This window comes from Nesterenkonia suensis (genome assembly GCF_054782935.1).
The window spans coordinates 545,575-558,732 of the sequence record NZ_BAAGRN010000001.1 but is presented as its reverse complement, the minus strand read 5'-3'; the positions used below and the strand labels follow the sequence as shown (position 1 = coordinate 558,732).

Here is a 13,158-nt window from a genome sequence, read left to right as displayed (position 1 = left end):
GCATGGTGCGGGCCTCCTGTGGGTGTGGGGAACATGTCGCCAGCGGTCCAGGCGTCATCGTCGTGAGGGAGCCCCTACGGGCGGACTCGGCACGGCGGAGGAACGGCTCTGCACCCCGTCCGCCCCAGGCCACGTGCTCCGCACATAGACGCTACTCAATCGCCGACCAGTCTTCCCGGCACACCGAAGGCGACTATATCGACCCCATCACAGCCCCGGCAATTCACCTCCGCGTCGTCAGAGGCCGGGAGACGGGATCACGGCACGAGATGTGGCATGTCTCACGGCGCCTCGATGACGCCGCATGCGATCCGCGTCCCCGCGTCACCGGTGGCCAGCGTGTCCTCATCCGGGCCTGCCGGCGCATAGCGCTCCGGGATGTTGCCGTGGTTGTCCGGCTGGGAGTGGATGATCACGGCCGCGCCCTCGCCCCCGGTGAGCAGCTCGTCAGTGAGCCGATCGGTCACCACGGTCAGGGTCGCGGTGCCGTTCTCGGTGACGAGCAGGTTCGGCAGATCTCCCGCATGGTTCGGGTGGTGCGGCCCGGAGTCGACCTCGATGTGCGGCTGATCACCGGGGGCGTCCTGCCCCTCCAGGCCGTCGTCCTCGGGGGCCTCCTCCCCCTCCACGACCCCGTGGTCCTCCTCCGCCTCGCCCGCCAGGTGGCCTCCGGCCGAGAGGAAGTCCCCCACCTCGCCGTCGTCACCGGCGGACTGCGGCTCGCAGAGTCCGGTCCCGTGGATATGGAACCCGAAGAATCCTGCGTCCAGGTCCTTCAGCTCCGCCTGCACCTGGACGCCCTCCCCCATCTCGGAGAAGGTCACCAGCCCGTGGTCGTTGTCGGCCGCGTCGCCGATCCGTGCCTGAGCGAAGGGCTCCCCCGCAGCCCCGGAGCCCTGTCCGGCGCCACCGTCCGCGCCATCTGCACCGTCCGCCCCGTCCTGGGCGCCGTCGTCGCCTGCGGCGCCCTGCTCCTGTGCGGAGTCGTCCTCCGCAGGATCATGCTCAGCATCCCCGCAGCCGGTGAGGAGCAGACCAGCACCGAGGCTGAGAGCGGTCAGAGACAGGACGCGGGAGCAGAAGCGGTCAGTCGTCATGCGGCCAGGATACGACGGCAGACGGCCTACCGACGTCATGAGCACGCCGAGCCGCAGCCATGCCGACGCCGCCTCGAGGCACGGAGACCGCGACACCCCTCGGATCCCCGTCATGGCAGGGATCCGCGGCTATCATGGGACTGTCATGAGCACACAGCACCTCTCCTCCGTCCCCCGGTCGAGACCTCCGCGCCCCTCCTCTCAGCTCCCGGCGACGTGGCCCCGCGGCCTCGGCGACCTGGTGCCCCAGCGCGCCGCAACGGCGCTGCTCCAGGTGGATCACATGCCGCTCACCGCACGGATCGGCTATTTCGGGCTGCTGGCGATCACCGGAGTGACCCTGATCTTCCTGCTGCCCGGCTTCCTGATCCACCTCACCGGCCTGCACACCATCTCCCGGATGGCCGGAGCGGTGCCCGGGCTGATCGGGCTGCTGGCGATCATGCTGAGCATCGCCCTGACCGTCCTGCAGGTCGCCCTGGTGCTGAAGGTGCCGGAACGACTCGAGTGGGTCCGCTTCCTGCTGACCGCCCTGCTCGCCGTCTCCGCCGTCGAAGCGGTGCTGCGCAGCTGGGCCTACCCGTCCGTGCTCAGCATGGGCCTGCGGTGGGATCTCGGAATCATGGCCTTCATGGTGCTGCTCCTGTGGCTTCCGCCGTCACAGCGCTGGTTCGCCGCACCGGATCGTCCGTAGACTCGAAGCCCGGCGACCCGCACCACAGAAGGGCGACCCTTGGGCTCCCACCGAGCAGGATCTCACTCGACGAGCTCCCCGCACGCATCCTCCCACCACGAGGCGTCGACCCATCGGGGACGTCTGGCAGTGGCCTGCGGGATCACCGGCGTCGTCGTCCTCGCCCAGTTCGTCGGCTCCTGGCTGACCGGTTCGCTGGCCCTGCTCACCGATGCGGTGCATTCGCTGGCCGATTCCATCGGGTTGCTGATCGCGCTGATCGCGGCGTCACTGATGGGGCGTGCGCCCACATCCACCCGGACCTGGGGCTTCCGGAGGATCGAGGTCCTCGCTGCCGCGGTCCAGGCGCTGCTCCTGCTCAGCATCGGTGTCTACGCGGCGGTCGAGGGAGTGACCAGGATCAGCTCCCCTCCCACAGTGCCGCCCTGGGAGCTTCTGATGTTCGGAGCCGTCGGGCTCGCGGGCAACGTGGCCTCGCTGGTGGTGCTCCGCAGCGGTCGCCGCAGCAACCTCAACCTCCGTGCCGCGTTCTTGGAGGTCCTGGCCGACGCCTTGGGCTCCCTGGGGGTCATCGCCGCAGCGGTGGTGATCGCGGTGACGGGCTGGCAGCAGGCCGATGCCGTGGCGGCTCTGGCGATCACGGCGCTGATCCTGCCGCGGGCCGCGCTGCTGCTGCGCGAGGCCGCACGCATCCTGATGGAGTTCACCCCGCACGGGGTCGACCTCGACCGGGTGCGTGAGCACATGCTGGCCCTGCCCCATGTGCGCGAGGTCCACGATCTGCACGCGTCCACCGTCGCATCGGGACTGCCGGTGATCTCCGGGCACGTGGTGGTCGACGACGCCTGCTTCCGCGACGGCCACGCACCGCAGATCCTGCATGCCCTGCGCACCTGTGTCGCGGAGCATTTCGACGTGCGCCTGGAGCATTCGACCTTCCAGCTCGAGACGGCCGACATCGCGGCCCAGGAGCGTCAGCAGCACCACTGACGATCCGCACCGTGCCAGCCCGCAGCAGGAACGGCCGCAGATGGCCCTCATCCCCAGATGCCGGAGGCTCCGCGGCGATGCGATCCCACCAGGTGCGTGTCCACGATGCCGACCGCCTCCATGAGCGCGAACATCGTCGTGGGTCCCACGAACCGGAATCCCGCGGCCCGCAGCCGCGCAGCCAGCGCCTCTGACTCCGGCGAACGGGTCGGGACCTCCGCGAGGCTGCGTGGTGCGGGAGTCTCCTCCGGACGGTGAGACCAGATCAGCGCCGGCAGGCCCCCGTCGGCACGCAGCGCGACGGTGGCCCGAGCGTTGCCGATCGTGGCGGTGATCTTGCCACGGTGACGGACGATGCCGGCATCCTGCAGAAGCCGTTCGACATCGTCCTCGCCGAAAGCCGCGACGGCATCCGGGTCGAACTCGGCGAAGGCGCGGCGGAAGTTCTCCCGCTTGGCGAGGATCGTCGCCCACGAGAGGCCGGCTTGGAAGCCCTCCAGACTCAACCGCTCGAACAGACCCCGCTCGTCCCAGACCGGCATCCCCCACTCGGTGTCGTAGTAGTGCCGCATCATCTCGGAGTCCATTGCCCAGGCGGTGCGCGCGAGTCCGTCCGGGCCGATGACCAGCCCGTCCGCGCGCAATGCCGACTCCACCCCGGTGTCCTGTGACCGCTCTGCCATCGGTCGCTCTGCCATCGGTCGCTCTGCCATTGGTCGCTCTGCCATTCCTGCACCGTAGCCGAAGCCTCCGACACGGCCCCTGAGACGACGGGGCGACGTCGCAAGGGGTCTCCACGATGACAGCACCGGGCCCCTCCCCCTGTCGTGGGAGGCGCGGCGGCGATCAGTCCTGTGACCCATGCGTCCAGCTCCTGACCATCGGCCCGGGGTGCTCGCTGAACCGGGTCCGACCCCCTAGAGTGAGGTCTCGGCCCTGGTCCCCACACAACACGCCCTCAGTTGCGCCGTGCAACAGTATGGCCACCTTCCAGTGGTACAAAGTCCCCATGACCGACGACACGGCAGACGACTTCCACGACCTCGACCGCTTCATAGCTCTCCCCCGGTTGGACGGGCTGGTCATGAGCCCCGACGGCACCCGGCTGGTCAGCACGGTCAGCACCCTGGATGAGAAGGGCACCTCCTCCGTGACATCTCTCTGGGAGATCGACCCCTCCGGCGAGCGCCCCGCACGCCGCCTCACCCGCAGCGGCGCCGGTGAGTCCGGCCCGGTGTTCTCCGCCACCGGGGACCTCGTGTTCCTCTCGGCCCGACCCGGTCAGACCGCCGGCTCCCCCGGCTCCTCCGGCAGCACCGAGGGCGCCAGCCCTTCCGGCAGCGACACTGCCCTCTGGCGGCTGCCTGCCCCCGGCGGGGAGGCCGCCCTTGTCGCCCGCCGCCCCGGCGGAGTGGACCAGGCCTTCTGCGCCCGATCCGCCGACGTCGCACTGGTGACCGCACCGTTGCTTCCCGGCGCCTCGGACGAGGAGCAGCACGCCATGCTGCACACCACGCGCCGAGACGGTGGAGTCGAGGCGATCCTCCACGACTCCTACCCCGTCCGAGACTGGGACCACGATCTCGGCCCGGCCCACACTGCACTGTTCGCCGTGGAGCCCGAGGCGCTGCCGCAGCAGGCCCCCGGCACGGACGAGGACGCGAGGCTGACACGGCTCCGGCCTGTCACCGCAGGGCTGGGCAGCCGGTTCGCCGGCGAGGTCGCCCTCAGCCCTGACGGCACCCGCGCGCTGATCTCAGTCCACATCCCCGAGGCGCGCGCCGACCGCCGCACCGCCCTGGCAGTGGTGGACCTGCGCACCGGCGACCGGCGGATCATCGCCGACGACCCCGATCACGATCACACCCCCGGCCCCATCAGCCCGGACGGCCGCCAGGCGGTGGTGACCGTCACCCGGAGGCCCCTGCCCTCGCGCGCTCTGGAGCCACGGCTGCACCTGCTGGATCTCGCCACCGGTGCGCTCTCCCCCACGGCAGAGGCCGACCTGTGGCTGACAGCCTTCGACTGGCTGCCTGACGGATCAGGATTCATCGCCGGCGCCGACGCCGACGGCAGGGGTCCGCTGTTCCACGTGGATGCCGCCGACGGTGCGGTCACCCAACTCACCCGGGACGACGCCACCTACACCACCGCCGTCGTCGCTCCCGACGGCGGCGCCGTCTACGGTGTGCGCAGCAGCTATGAATTCCCCGCCGAGGTGGTGCGGGTGGCGCTGGACGACGGCGCGGTCACCCGGCTGAGGAACCCGGCTCCACGTCCACGGATCCCCGGCAGACTCACCGAGGTCGAGACCACGGCCGACGACGGAGTGCGCCTGCGCGCCTGGCTGGCCCTCCCCGAGCAGGCCGGTGCGGAGACCCCCGCCCCGCTGCTGCTGTGGATCCACGGCGGCCCGCTGAGCTCCTGGAACACCTGGTCCTGGCGGTGGAACCCCTGGCTGATGACCGCCCAGGGCTATGCGGTGCTGCTTCCCGACCCCGCCCTGTCCACCGGATACGGTCAGGAGTTCATCCAGCGGGGCTGGAACTCCTGGGGCGAGGCGCCCTATACCGACCTGATGTCGATCACCGATGCGGCCGAGGCTCGCCACGACATCGACCAGTCTCGCACTGCGGCGATGGGAGGGTCCTTCGGCGGCTACATGGCCAACTGGGTGGCCGGACACACCGACCGGTTCTCCGCGATCGTCACCCACGCGTCCCTGTGGGCACTGGACCAGTTCGGGCCCACCACGGACGCCTCCTTCTTCTGGCGCCGACAGATCGACCCCGCCATGGAGCAGGAATACTCCCCGCACCGATTCGTGGAGGAGATCGTCACCCCGATGCTGGTGATCCACGGGGACAAGGACTACCGTGTGCCGATCGGTGAGGGTCTGCGACTCTGGTACGAGCTGCTGGAGAAGTCCGGTCTCCCCACAGATGAGGAGGGGAACACCGTGCACCGGTTCCTGTACTTCCCCCAGGAGAACCACTGGATCCTCAGCCCGCACCACGCGAGGATCTGGTACCAAGTGGTCCTCGGGTTCCTCGCCGAGCACGTCCTCGGTGAGAGTCGCGCGCTGCCGCCGGAGCTCGGGCTGACCCCGCCGTAGGAGGCGACGCCGGACCGCTGAGGCCACGACGCCGCCCCTGCCTGCTCAGCGCCGGTGCCTGCTCAGCGCCGGTGTCTGCTCAGCGCCGGACCTCGAAGCCCGAGGCCGGCAGGCTGGCCAACTCGGCCTCGGCGGCCTCCCGCTCCTCGACATCGTCGACCCGAGCCTTCTGCGGCCCGTGGTGGCACCAGCGGATCAGCGCGTCCACCGCCGGCCCCTGACCGCCGATGAGGACCTCCACAGCGCCGTCGTCGGCGTTGCGCACCCACCCGGTGAGACTCAGGTCCTCCGCCGCGTCACGGGTGGACGCCCGGAAGAACACACCCTGGACCCGGCCGGTGATCCGCAGCATCCGTCCGGTGGTACAGCCGCCTGCTCGAGACGGGTGATCCGCATGCCGATGTGTCATGCCTCCAGTGAACCACCCCGATGGGACAGGCTCCACCCGGTGAGACAACCCACTGTGCGGCGAGGCGCGGTGAGCCCCGGGACGTGCGGGGCTCACCACCGACTCACCAGCGTTCGAGCACCGACGAGGTGCGGGAGTCCTCGTCATAGCTGTAGACCTCCCGCCCGTCGACCCAGGTGCGCAGGGCCCGGTTCCGCGTGTCCAGCGGGTCGCCGGACCACAGGACGACGTCGGCGTCCTTCCCGACCTCCAGGGAACCGATCCGCTCGGAGACGCCCAACACCTCGGCGGGGTTGAGGGTGACCGCCCGCAGCGCCTCCTGAGGCTCCATGCCCTCCCGCACGGCGAGCGCCGCCTGGTGCATGAGGAAGTCGATCGGCACCACCGGGTGGTCGGTGATCAACGAGACCTTCACTCCGGCGGCGGCGAGGATCCCCGGAGCGGCCGGAGTACGGTCCCGGACCTCGACCTTGCTGCGCGAGACGATCATCGGACCGTAGAGCACCGGGACGCCGCGTTCGGCGATGACGTCGGCGAGCTTATAGGACTCGGTGCCATGGTCCAGGACCAGCTCGTAGCCGAACTCCTCGGCCAGCCGGAGGGCGGTGGCGATGTCATCGGCCCGATGACAGTGCTGCCGCCACGGGATCTTGCGGTCCAACACCTGAACCAGCGCCTCCGAGATGAGATCCGCCGGACGGTCGTCCTCTGGCTTCTTGGCCCATCCTCGTGCCTCGGCGAAGGCCTTGCGCATGGTCAGCGCCACGCCCAGCCGCGTGTTCGGCGTCTTCTTCTGCTCTCCATAGACCCGCTTCGGGTTCTCCCCGAGCGCGGCCTTCAGCCCCGAGGGTGAGCGCAGCACCATCTCGTCGACGATCCGCCCGTGGGTCTTGATCGCCACGGCGAGCCCGCCGATGGGGTTGGCCGAGCCAGGGTTGACGTTGACGCTGGTGATCCCGCCGGCCAGGGCGTCGTCGAAACCGACGTCGGCAGGGTTGATGGCGTCCAAGGCGCGCGCCGCGGCGGTCACCGGGTCCGTGGTCTCGTTGACATCGGCACCGGCCCAGCCCTCCCCTTCCTCGTGAACTCCGAGGTGGACATGGGCGTCGACGAGGCCGGGCAGGACCCAGCGGCCGGCGGCATCGATGACCTCATGGTCCGCAGGGATCTCCACCTGAGGGCCCAACGCGGCGATCCGCCCCTCGGTGACCACCAGGGTTCCATCGAAGGGCGCACCTGCGATGGGGACGATATGGGCATGGACGAAGGCATAGTTTGTTTCTGCAACCATAAAGCGACTCTAACGCACCTCCGGTTGCAGTCCTCAACGGAGCTGTTATGGTCCATAGGTGGCGGCGCCGGGACCGTCCGCATCGGCTGGCGCCCCACCCGCCGCACCCCGTGTCGAGGTGCGGCCTGTACGGAACGTCCCACGATGAAGGAGGTCTTCGCATGACGACCACCGTCCCTGACGTGACGGACCTGTACCCCACCCGCCAGGACGAGGAACCCCGCGTGATCCCGCGCCAGGACCCAGTGGTCCAGGGCACCGCCGAGCAGGGGCCTCTGGATGCCGAGACGCTGCGCGGATTCGATGAGAGGGGCTACCTGACCATCGACAGGCTCATCAGCGACGACGAGCTGCAGCTCTTCCGCGACGAGCTGCACCGTCTGGCCCACGACCCGGCGGTGAAGGCCGACGAGCGCACCGTCGTCGAGGCGAAGTCCCAGGAGGTGCGGTCGATCTTCGACATCCACCGCACCAATGAGGTCTTCAAGAAGATCGCCAACGACCCGCGTCTGGTGGGCCGAGCACGGCAGATCCTCGGATCGGACGTCTACATCCACCAGAGTCGGATCAACTACAAGCCCGGCTTCGTCGGCAAGGACTTCACCTGGCACTCGGACTTCGAGACCTGGCACGCCGAGGATGGGGTGCCGACGCCGCGTGCGGTGAGCATCTCGATCTCGCTGACCGACAACTACTCCTTCAACGGTCCGCTGATGATCATGCCCGGCTCCCACAAGCACTACATCAGTGCCGTGGGCGGCACCCCGGAGGACAACTTCAAGCAGTCCCTGGTCATGCAGGGTGCCGGCGTCCCCGACCCGGAGACCCTGACGCAGTTCGCCGACCGGTTCGGCATCGACGTGCTCGAGGGTCCGGCCGGAGGGGCGATCATGTTCGACTCGAACTGCATGCACGCCTCCAACGGCAATGTGACCCCCTACTCGCGGTCCAATGTGTTCATCGTCTACAACTCGGTGGAGAACACCCCCGTGGAGCCCTTCGCGGCGCCGTCGCCGCGTCCGGACTTCCTCGGCAGCCGGGACTTCACTCCCGCCGGCTGACATCACACAATCCAAGGGCCCGGCATCGGGCTCTCGGTAGGGCGATGGCCCCATCGTGGCAACGGTGGGGCCATCACTGTGTCGACGGGGCGATGCCCGCGAGGAGGATCACCGAGGGCGTTGGAGGGCGATGACGGCGTCCATGTCATCATCCGGAGCGAGTCGGTTCCGATCGACCTGGCCACAGGCCGTGCAACGATGGATCAGGATGAAGCCCTTCTTGCCCGAGTGGTCCACCCCCACCGGAGCCATCACGGCCCCGCAGTCGGCTGCACGATCGCCGGGCAGCCGGTCCACATGCCGGGAATGCAGACAGTACGGGCAGTGGTTCCGGTAGCTTCCTCCGGACTGCGGGCTGACGCCGCGGCCACAGTGGCCGCAGCAGAAGCCGGTGTTCTCCGCCTCCCGGCCCGCCGGAGCGTAGCTCACCGCCCCTCCTGCAGGCTGAGAGCTCCTCGGCCGCCCTGGTGCCTCGCCATGGCGGAGGCGTAGAGGCACACGGTCGCCGCTGTGGCCACGTTGAGCGACTCGGCCTGTCCGTACAGCGGGATGGAGACCCGCTGATCGGCCAGCGCCTGATGCTCGGTGGAGAGTCCGTGGGCCTCATTGCCGAACAGCCAGAGCGTGGCAGCCTCCGGATGCGCGAGCTCCGGAAGACTGGACTCGCCGCCGCCGTCGGCCGCGAGGATCTGGAGCCCCGCAGCGCGGGCGGCCTCGGCCAGCCGCTGCGGGTCCACCCCGGCGACCAGGGGCAGATGGAAGTGCGATCCGGCGGCGGAACGCACCACCTTCGGTGCCCACGGATCGGCGCTTCCCGGGGTGAGCGCCACCAGGTCGGCTCCGGCCGCATCGGCCGTGCGGACGATGGTCCCCACGTTTCCCGGATCCTGCAGACCCACCAGACCGGCGACCAGGGCGGTCTGAAGCGTCTCGTCGCCGGATCGAGCACCCCGACCCAGCAGTGCCGCCACCGGGTCGCCTGCGGCCGCTGCCCCGGACGCCTCCGGAATCCGGCAGACGGCGAGCACCCCCTGGGAGGTCTCGGCGTCCCCCATGGCGGCAAGCACCTCGGAGGTGGCCTCCCGGAGGAAGAACCGAGCGTGCCGGGGCAGGGTCGACTGCGGATCGAACAGCACCCCCCGAGCCTCGTCCAGTAGCGCCTGCAGGTCAGGGTGGGCGGCCACGGCGTCGGCGTCGAAGTAGAGGGCATCGAGCGTCGGCAGCCCAGAGCGCGACGATCCTGGCTGCGGTTCAGCTGGTTGACCGCCCCGGTCCCAGCGGCTCAGCCACAGCGCCAGCGCCTCACGCACAGACTGGGGCCCCTCGGCGAGAAAGAGCCGCTGGCGTCGGCGGCCCGCGCGAGTGGCCAGTGCCGCGACCTTCTTCACGCGGTCAGCGCCTGGATTGCTCAACACCTCGGGATCAGTCATGGTCCCCTCCTCCTTCACGGGTCTGCGACCGCCATGCGGCGTCGCCGGTCCTCCTGGTGCGACGACGGCGCCCGCCCCCTGCAGACCAGGGAGCGGGCGCCGTCATCGTCAGGGTCAGCCGATCAGGCTCAGGCGGCCTTCTTGGCGTTGACGTCCTGCGGCAGGGCCTTGCGCGCCACCTCCACCAGGGCCTCGAAGGCCTTGGCGTCGGAGACGGCCAGCTCGGCCAGCATGCGCCGATCGACCTCCACCTCGGCGGCCTTCAGGCCCTGGATGAAGCGGTTGTAGGTCAGACCGTGAGCGCGGGAGGCCGCGTTGATCCGCTGGATCCAGAGACGACGGAAGTCACCCTTGCGCTTCTTGCGGTGCTGGTAGTTGTAGGTGTAGCTGTGGAGCAGCTGCTCCTTGGCCTTGCGGTACAGACGAGAGCGCTGACCGCGGTAGCCCGAGGCCCGGTCGAGGACCTTGCGGCGCTTCTTCTGGGCGTTGACCGCCCTCTTCACACGTGCCACGTGAAATCTCCTAGTGCAATGAGTCTTCTGGTGTTCCTGCGCTGAGACCATGGCGTGTTCGCCGGCCCAGGCGCTCGATCATCGGGGCGAGGTCCTGGAATCAGGACGCTCAGATGCCCAGCATCCGCTTGATGCGCTTCTCGTCGGCCTTGGTGACGATGCGGTCACCGGCCAGACGACGCGTCAGGCGGGAAGACTTGTGCTCCAGGTAGTGGCGACGGTTGGCCTGCTGGCGCTTGATCTTGCCGGAGCCGGTGAGCTTGAATCTCTTCTTGGCCCCGGAGTGGGTCTTCATCTTCGGCATTGTGCCGTTCTCCTTACATCGTGCGGACCTACAACGCCTTCAGTGCTGGTGACACGGAGCCATAGATGTCACTCCATGGGATCCGGCCGGCGGCGGCGCAGAGGTGGGGCCTGGCAGCATCGCGGTGCGACGTCCCGGCGGAGCGCGCCATGGACGAGGACTGGCGAGCCTCGGCCCCCTTGTCATAGGAACGACAAGATGCCACGCGTTCTCACACGGAGGCATCCTGTCGTGAACCCGAAGAGCCATTCTACGCCATGTGGCGTGGAACGGCATGTCGGACACAGAGAGGCCCTCCTGCCGCATCAGCGACGGAGGGCCTCATCCGACCGATCATCTGCGGCGGACCACAGTGATCTAGAGGTTCTTGAGCTCGTCCGGCAGGTAGTCCGCCATGGAGTTGGAGAGCGGCTTGGCGTCCTCCTTCTCCGTGGAGACCCGCTCCTGGTTCTTCCGAGCGCGACGAGACGGAGTGCCCTTCGGCTCGGCGTCAGCCGCCTCGGCGGCAGCCTCTGCGGCCTCTTTCTTCTTGACCTCGGCCTTCGTCTTCAGCGGGCCGACGACCATCACCATGTGGCGGCCGTCCTGACGGGGGGCGGACTCCACGGAGCCCAGGTCCTCGACGTCTTCGGCGAACCGCTGGAGCAGGCGGACCCCCATCTCGGGACGCTGCTGCTCACGGCCACGGAACTGAATCATGGCCTTGACCTTGTCGCCCGCGGTCAGGAAGCGCCGAGCGCGGCTGACCTTGGTCTCATAGTCGTGGTCATCGATCTTCAGGCGGAACCTGACCTCCTTGAGGATCGTGGAGGTCTGGTTCTTCCGGGACTCACGGGCCTTGACCGCAGCCTCGTACTTCCACTTGCCGAAGTCCATCAGCTTGCAGACGGGAGGCTTCGCGCCCGGCGCGACCTCGACCAGGTCCAGTCCTGCCTCCGAGGCAAGCCTCTGGGCATCCTCGATCCTGACGATGCCCACCTGTTCCCCCTGTGGGCCGACGAGGCGGACTTCCGGAACTCGGATCCGTTCATTGATGCGTGGTTCGCTGATCTGTCTAGCTCCTGTTTGATGACGATGGCGAGTGGGTGTCATCGGTGGCGGGCCCCGGCGTGCGGGGTGCGAGATGACGCCCGCTTCGAGGCCCAAGGCACGCGTCGCGCGTGCACCGAGACATATGACAAGCTTACCAGCATGCAGAGTGAGCAGAACAACCACCCCGACGCCGACTCCTCCCTCGGGAACGGGCAGGGCGAAGAGATCAAGCAGGCCGTGGATCAGCAGGCCCGCGACATTGCCGAGGTCCCCGCCGTGGAGCTCATCAACACGGTGGCCGTGCACCTGATGAGCGCCGCCGCAGTCAAGACGGGGCTGGCCGACGACCCTGAGGCCGAGGCACTGAAGGACCTCGACGAAGCCCGCAAGCTCATCACTGCCCTGGCAGGCCTGATCACGGCGTCCGCACCCGAAGTGGGCTCGACCCATGCCGCGCCCCTGCGCGACGGCCTGCGCTCCCTGCAGCTGGCCTTCCGGGATGAGTCCCTGATGCCCGACGCGCCGGGCAAGGGCCCCGGCGAGAAATGGACCGGCCCGGTCAACTGACCGTTCACCCCTCCGGCCGACTCGGAAACTCCGGGCAGCCCAGAAACTCCGGGCAGCTCAGAATGACAGCTGAGGATGACAGCTCAGGATGATTCGTCGAGCCATTGCTGGGTCGGCGCAGTGAACGCCAGCACCATAGCCAGCGCCGCGGGGACCACGAAGAGGGCGCCTACCTGCCAGAGGCCGCCGGCGAAGAAGCTGAACGAGAGCACCACGATCAGCAGCTGGAGCACCATCGCCGGCGTCCGGGCCCCGGCCGCCCCCATGAACAGGCGGAAGCCCAGCAGGATCAGCACGCCCGCCAGGAGCAGGTAGAGGACCAGCATCGCGATATAGCCGATGGTGTCCAGCTGCTCCGGCTCCGAAGCGATGAACTGCGCCACCGAGCCGAAGCCCACGGCCAGTCCCTGCATGAGCAGCACCAGGAAGATCACCCACACCGACCACGGGCGCGGGCGAGCCTGGGTGAAGCGGCGGGGAGACTGCGGGGCGTTGAAGTCCGGCTGGGGCGAATCACGGGGCGTGTCCTTCTCAGGCATGCTGACCATTGAACCACCCCGGCCGCCGGTGCCGACCCGCGCGAGGACCGACGGGGTCCGCACCGAGGCGGGTCGCTCACAGACGGACCATGCCGAGAGGCCTCCAGCGGACCTCGG

Annotated in this window: 15 protein-coding genes; 5 read left to right on the top strand and 10 right to left on the bottom strand. The window is 69.0% G+C overall.

Annotated features, from left to right (window positions below):
• Positions 1–281: 281 nt before the first annotated feature.
• Positions 282–1,097, bottom strand: coding sequence for a superoxide dismutase family protein (locus ACYVKI_RS02400; protein WP_460688744.1), 816 nt, complete (start codon positions 1,095–1,097; stop codon positions 282–284).
• Positions 1,098–1,242: 145 nt separating this feature from the next.
• On the opposite strand from ACYVKI_RS02400, the gene ACYVKI_RS02395 reads away from it, so the two are divergent.
• Both ACYVKI_RS02395 and ACYVKI_RS02390 read left to right on the top strand, forming a co-directional pair.
• Positions 1,243–1,791 carry a hypothetical protein gene (locus ACYVKI_RS02395; RefSeq protein WP_460688743.1) on the top strand — a complete coding sequence of 183 codons (549 nt, stop codon included), beginning with the start codon at positions 1,243–1,245 and terminating at the stop codon, positions 1,789–1,791.
• A gap of 123 nt (positions 1,792–1,914) precedes the next feature.
• The gene (locus tag ACYVKI_RS02390; RefSeq protein WP_460689383.1) at positions 1,915–2,781 is read left to right on the top strand and encodes a cation diffusion facilitator family transporter; all 867 of its coding nucleotides are present in this window, start codon (positions 1,915–1,917) and stop codon (positions 2,779–2,781) included.
• A gap of 47 nt (positions 2,782–2,828) precedes the next feature.
• On the opposite strand, the gene ACYVKI_RS02385 is transcribed toward ACYVKI_RS02390, so the two are convergent.
• The gene (locus tag ACYVKI_RS02385) at positions 2,829–3,464 is read right to left on the bottom strand and encodes a DNA-3-methyladenine glycosylase I (RefSeq protein ID WP_460688742.1); all 636 of its coding nucleotides are present in this window, start codon (positions 3,462–3,464) and stop codon (positions 2,829–2,831) included.
• 326 nt (positions 3,465–3,790) lie between these two features.
• Here ACYVKI_RS02385 and ACYVKI_RS02380 point away from each other — a divergent pair, with 326 nt between their 5' ends.
• Positions 3,791–5,896 carry a S9 family peptidase gene (locus ACYVKI_RS02380; RefSeq protein WP_460688741.1) on the top strand — a complete coding sequence of 702 codons (2,106 nt, stop codon included), beginning with the start codon at positions 3,791–3,793 and terminating at the stop codon, positions 5,894–5,896.
• A 79-nt stretch (positions 5,897–5,975) separates the two neighbouring features.
• On the opposite strand, the gene ACYVKI_RS02375 is transcribed toward ACYVKI_RS02380, so the two are convergent.
• The gene (locus tag ACYVKI_RS02375; RefSeq protein WP_460688740.1) at positions 5,976–6,305 is read right to left on the bottom strand and encodes an acylphosphatase; all 330 of its coding nucleotides are present in this window, start codon (positions 6,303–6,305) and stop codon (positions 5,976–5,978) included.
• A gap of 103 nt (positions 6,306–6,408) precedes the next feature.
• Positions 6,409–7,596, bottom strand: a complete 1,188-nt coding sequence (locus ACYVKI_RS02370) for an amidohydrolase (RefSeq protein ID WP_460688739.1) — start codon at positions 7,594–7,596, stop codon at positions 6,409–6,411.
• 161 nt (positions 7,597–7,757) lie between these two features.
• Here ACYVKI_RS02370 and thpD point away from each other — a divergent pair, with 161 nt between their 5' ends.
• Complete coding sequence (thpD, locus tag ACYVKI_RS02365) at positions 7,758–8,657, top strand: ectoine hydroxylase (protein WP_460688738.1); 900 nt, start codon at positions 7,758–7,760, stop codon at positions 8,655–8,657.
• A gap of 108 nt (positions 8,658–8,765) precedes the next feature.
• On the opposite strand, the gene ACYVKI_RS02360 is transcribed toward thpD, so the two are convergent.
• The 5 genes from ACYVKI_RS02360 to infC form a co-directional block, all read right to left on the bottom strand.
• Positions 8,766–9,086 (bottom strand): RNHCP domain-containing protein, encoded by a 321-nt coding sequence (locus ACYVKI_RS02360; protein WP_460688737.1) that lies wholly within the window; start codon positions 9,084–9,086, stop codon positions 8,766–8,768.
• The gene (locus tag ACYVKI_RS02355; RefSeq protein WP_460688736.1) at positions 9,083–10,087 is read right to left on the bottom strand and encodes a TrmH family RNA methyltransferase; all 1,005 of its coding nucleotides are present in this window, start codon (positions 10,085–10,087) and stop codon (positions 9,083–9,085) included. The genes ACYVKI_RS02360 and ACYVKI_RS02355 overlap by 4 nt, the downstream gene beginning before the upstream one ends.
• A 128-nt stretch (positions 10,088–10,215) precedes the next feature.
• On the bottom strand, positions 10,216–10,599 hold the full coding sequence (gene rplT, locus ACYVKI_RS02350; protein WP_460688735.1) for a 50S ribosomal protein L20: 384 nt from the start codon (positions 10,597–10,599) through the stop codon (positions 10,216–10,218).
• Positions 10,600–10,708: 109 nt separating this feature from the next.
• Positions 10,709–10,903, bottom strand: a complete 195-nt coding sequence (rpmI, locus tag ACYVKI_RS02345; protein WP_070159257.1) for a 50S ribosomal protein L35 — start codon at positions 10,901–10,903, stop codon at positions 10,709–10,711.
• A 357-nt stretch (positions 10,904–11,260) separates the two neighbouring features.
• Positions 11,261–11,995: a translation initiation factor IF-3 gene (infC, locus tag ACYVKI_RS02340; protein WP_460688734.1), complete on the bottom strand. Its 735-nt coding sequence runs from the start codon at positions 11,993–11,995 to the stop codon at positions 11,261–11,263.
• 99 nt (positions 11,996–12,094) lie between these two features.
• Between infC and ACYVKI_RS02335 the strand changes: the two genes are divergently transcribed.
• Positions 12,095–12,502 (top strand): DUF1844 domain-containing protein, encoded by a 408-nt coding sequence (locus ACYVKI_RS02335; RefSeq protein WP_460688733.1) that lies wholly within the window; start codon positions 12,095–12,097, stop codon positions 12,500–12,502.
• An 83-nt stretch (positions 12,503–12,585) separates the two neighbouring features.
• Here the strand turns inward: ACYVKI_RS02335 and ACYVKI_RS02330 are convergent, their stop codons facing one another.
• Positions 12,586–13,041, bottom strand: coding sequence for a hypothetical protein (locus tag ACYVKI_RS02330; protein ID WP_460688732.1), 456 nt, complete (start codon positions 13,039–13,041; stop codon positions 12,586–12,588).
• Positions 13,042–13,158: the final 117 nt, after the last annotated feature.

Excerpts from the sequence above, each read along its gene's own strand:
- ACYVKI_RS02395 (WP_460688743.1), top strand. The coding sequence starts at position 1,243 with ATGAGCACACAGCACCTCTCCTCCGTCCCCCGGTCGAGACCTCCGCGC.
- infC (WP_460688734.1), bottom strand. The coding sequence starts at position 11,995 with ATGACACCCACTCGCCATCGTCATCAAACAGGAGCTAGACAGATCAGC.
- ACYVKI_RS02330 (WP_460688732.1), bottom strand. The coding sequence starts at position 13,041 with ATGCCTGAGAAGGACACGCCCCGTGATTCGCCCCAGCCGGACTTCAAC.
- ACYVKI_RS02375 (WP_460688740.1), bottom strand. The coding sequence starts at position 6,305 with ATGACACATCGGCATGCGGATCACCCGTCTCGAGCAGGCGGCTGTACC.
- ACYVKI_RS02370 (WP_460688739.1), bottom strand. The coding sequence starts at position 7,596 with ATGGTTGCAGAAACAAACTATGCCTTCGTCCATGCCCATATCGTCCCC.
- thpD (WP_460688738.1), top strand. The coding sequence starts at position 7,758 with ATGACGACCACCGTCCCTGACGTGACGGACCTGTACCCCACCCGCCAG.
- ACYVKI_RS02385 (WP_460688742.1), bottom strand. The coding sequence starts at position 3,464 with ATGGCAGAGCGGTCACAGGACACCGGGGTGGAGTCGGCATTGCGCGCG.
- ACYVKI_RS02400 (WP_460688744.1), bottom strand. The coding sequence starts at position 1,097 with ATGACGACTGACCGCTTCTGCTCCCGCGTCCTGTCTCTGACCGCTCTC.
- ACYVKI_RS02380 (WP_460688741.1), top strand. The coding sequence starts at position 3,791 with ATGACCGACGACACGGCAGACGACTTCCACGACCTCGACCGCTTCATA.
- ACYVKI_RS02355 (WP_460688736.1), bottom strand. The coding sequence starts at position 10,087 with ATGACTGATCCCGAGGTGTTGAGCAATCCAGGCGCTGACCGCGTGAAG.
- ACYVKI_RS02335 (WP_460688733.1), top strand. The coding sequence starts at position 12,095 with ATGCAGAGTGAGCAGAACAACCACCCCGACGCCGACTCCTCCCTCGGG.
- rpmI (WP_070159257.1), bottom strand. The coding sequence starts at position 10,903 with ATGCCGAAGATGAAGACCCACTCCGGGGCCAAGAAGAGATTCAAGCTC.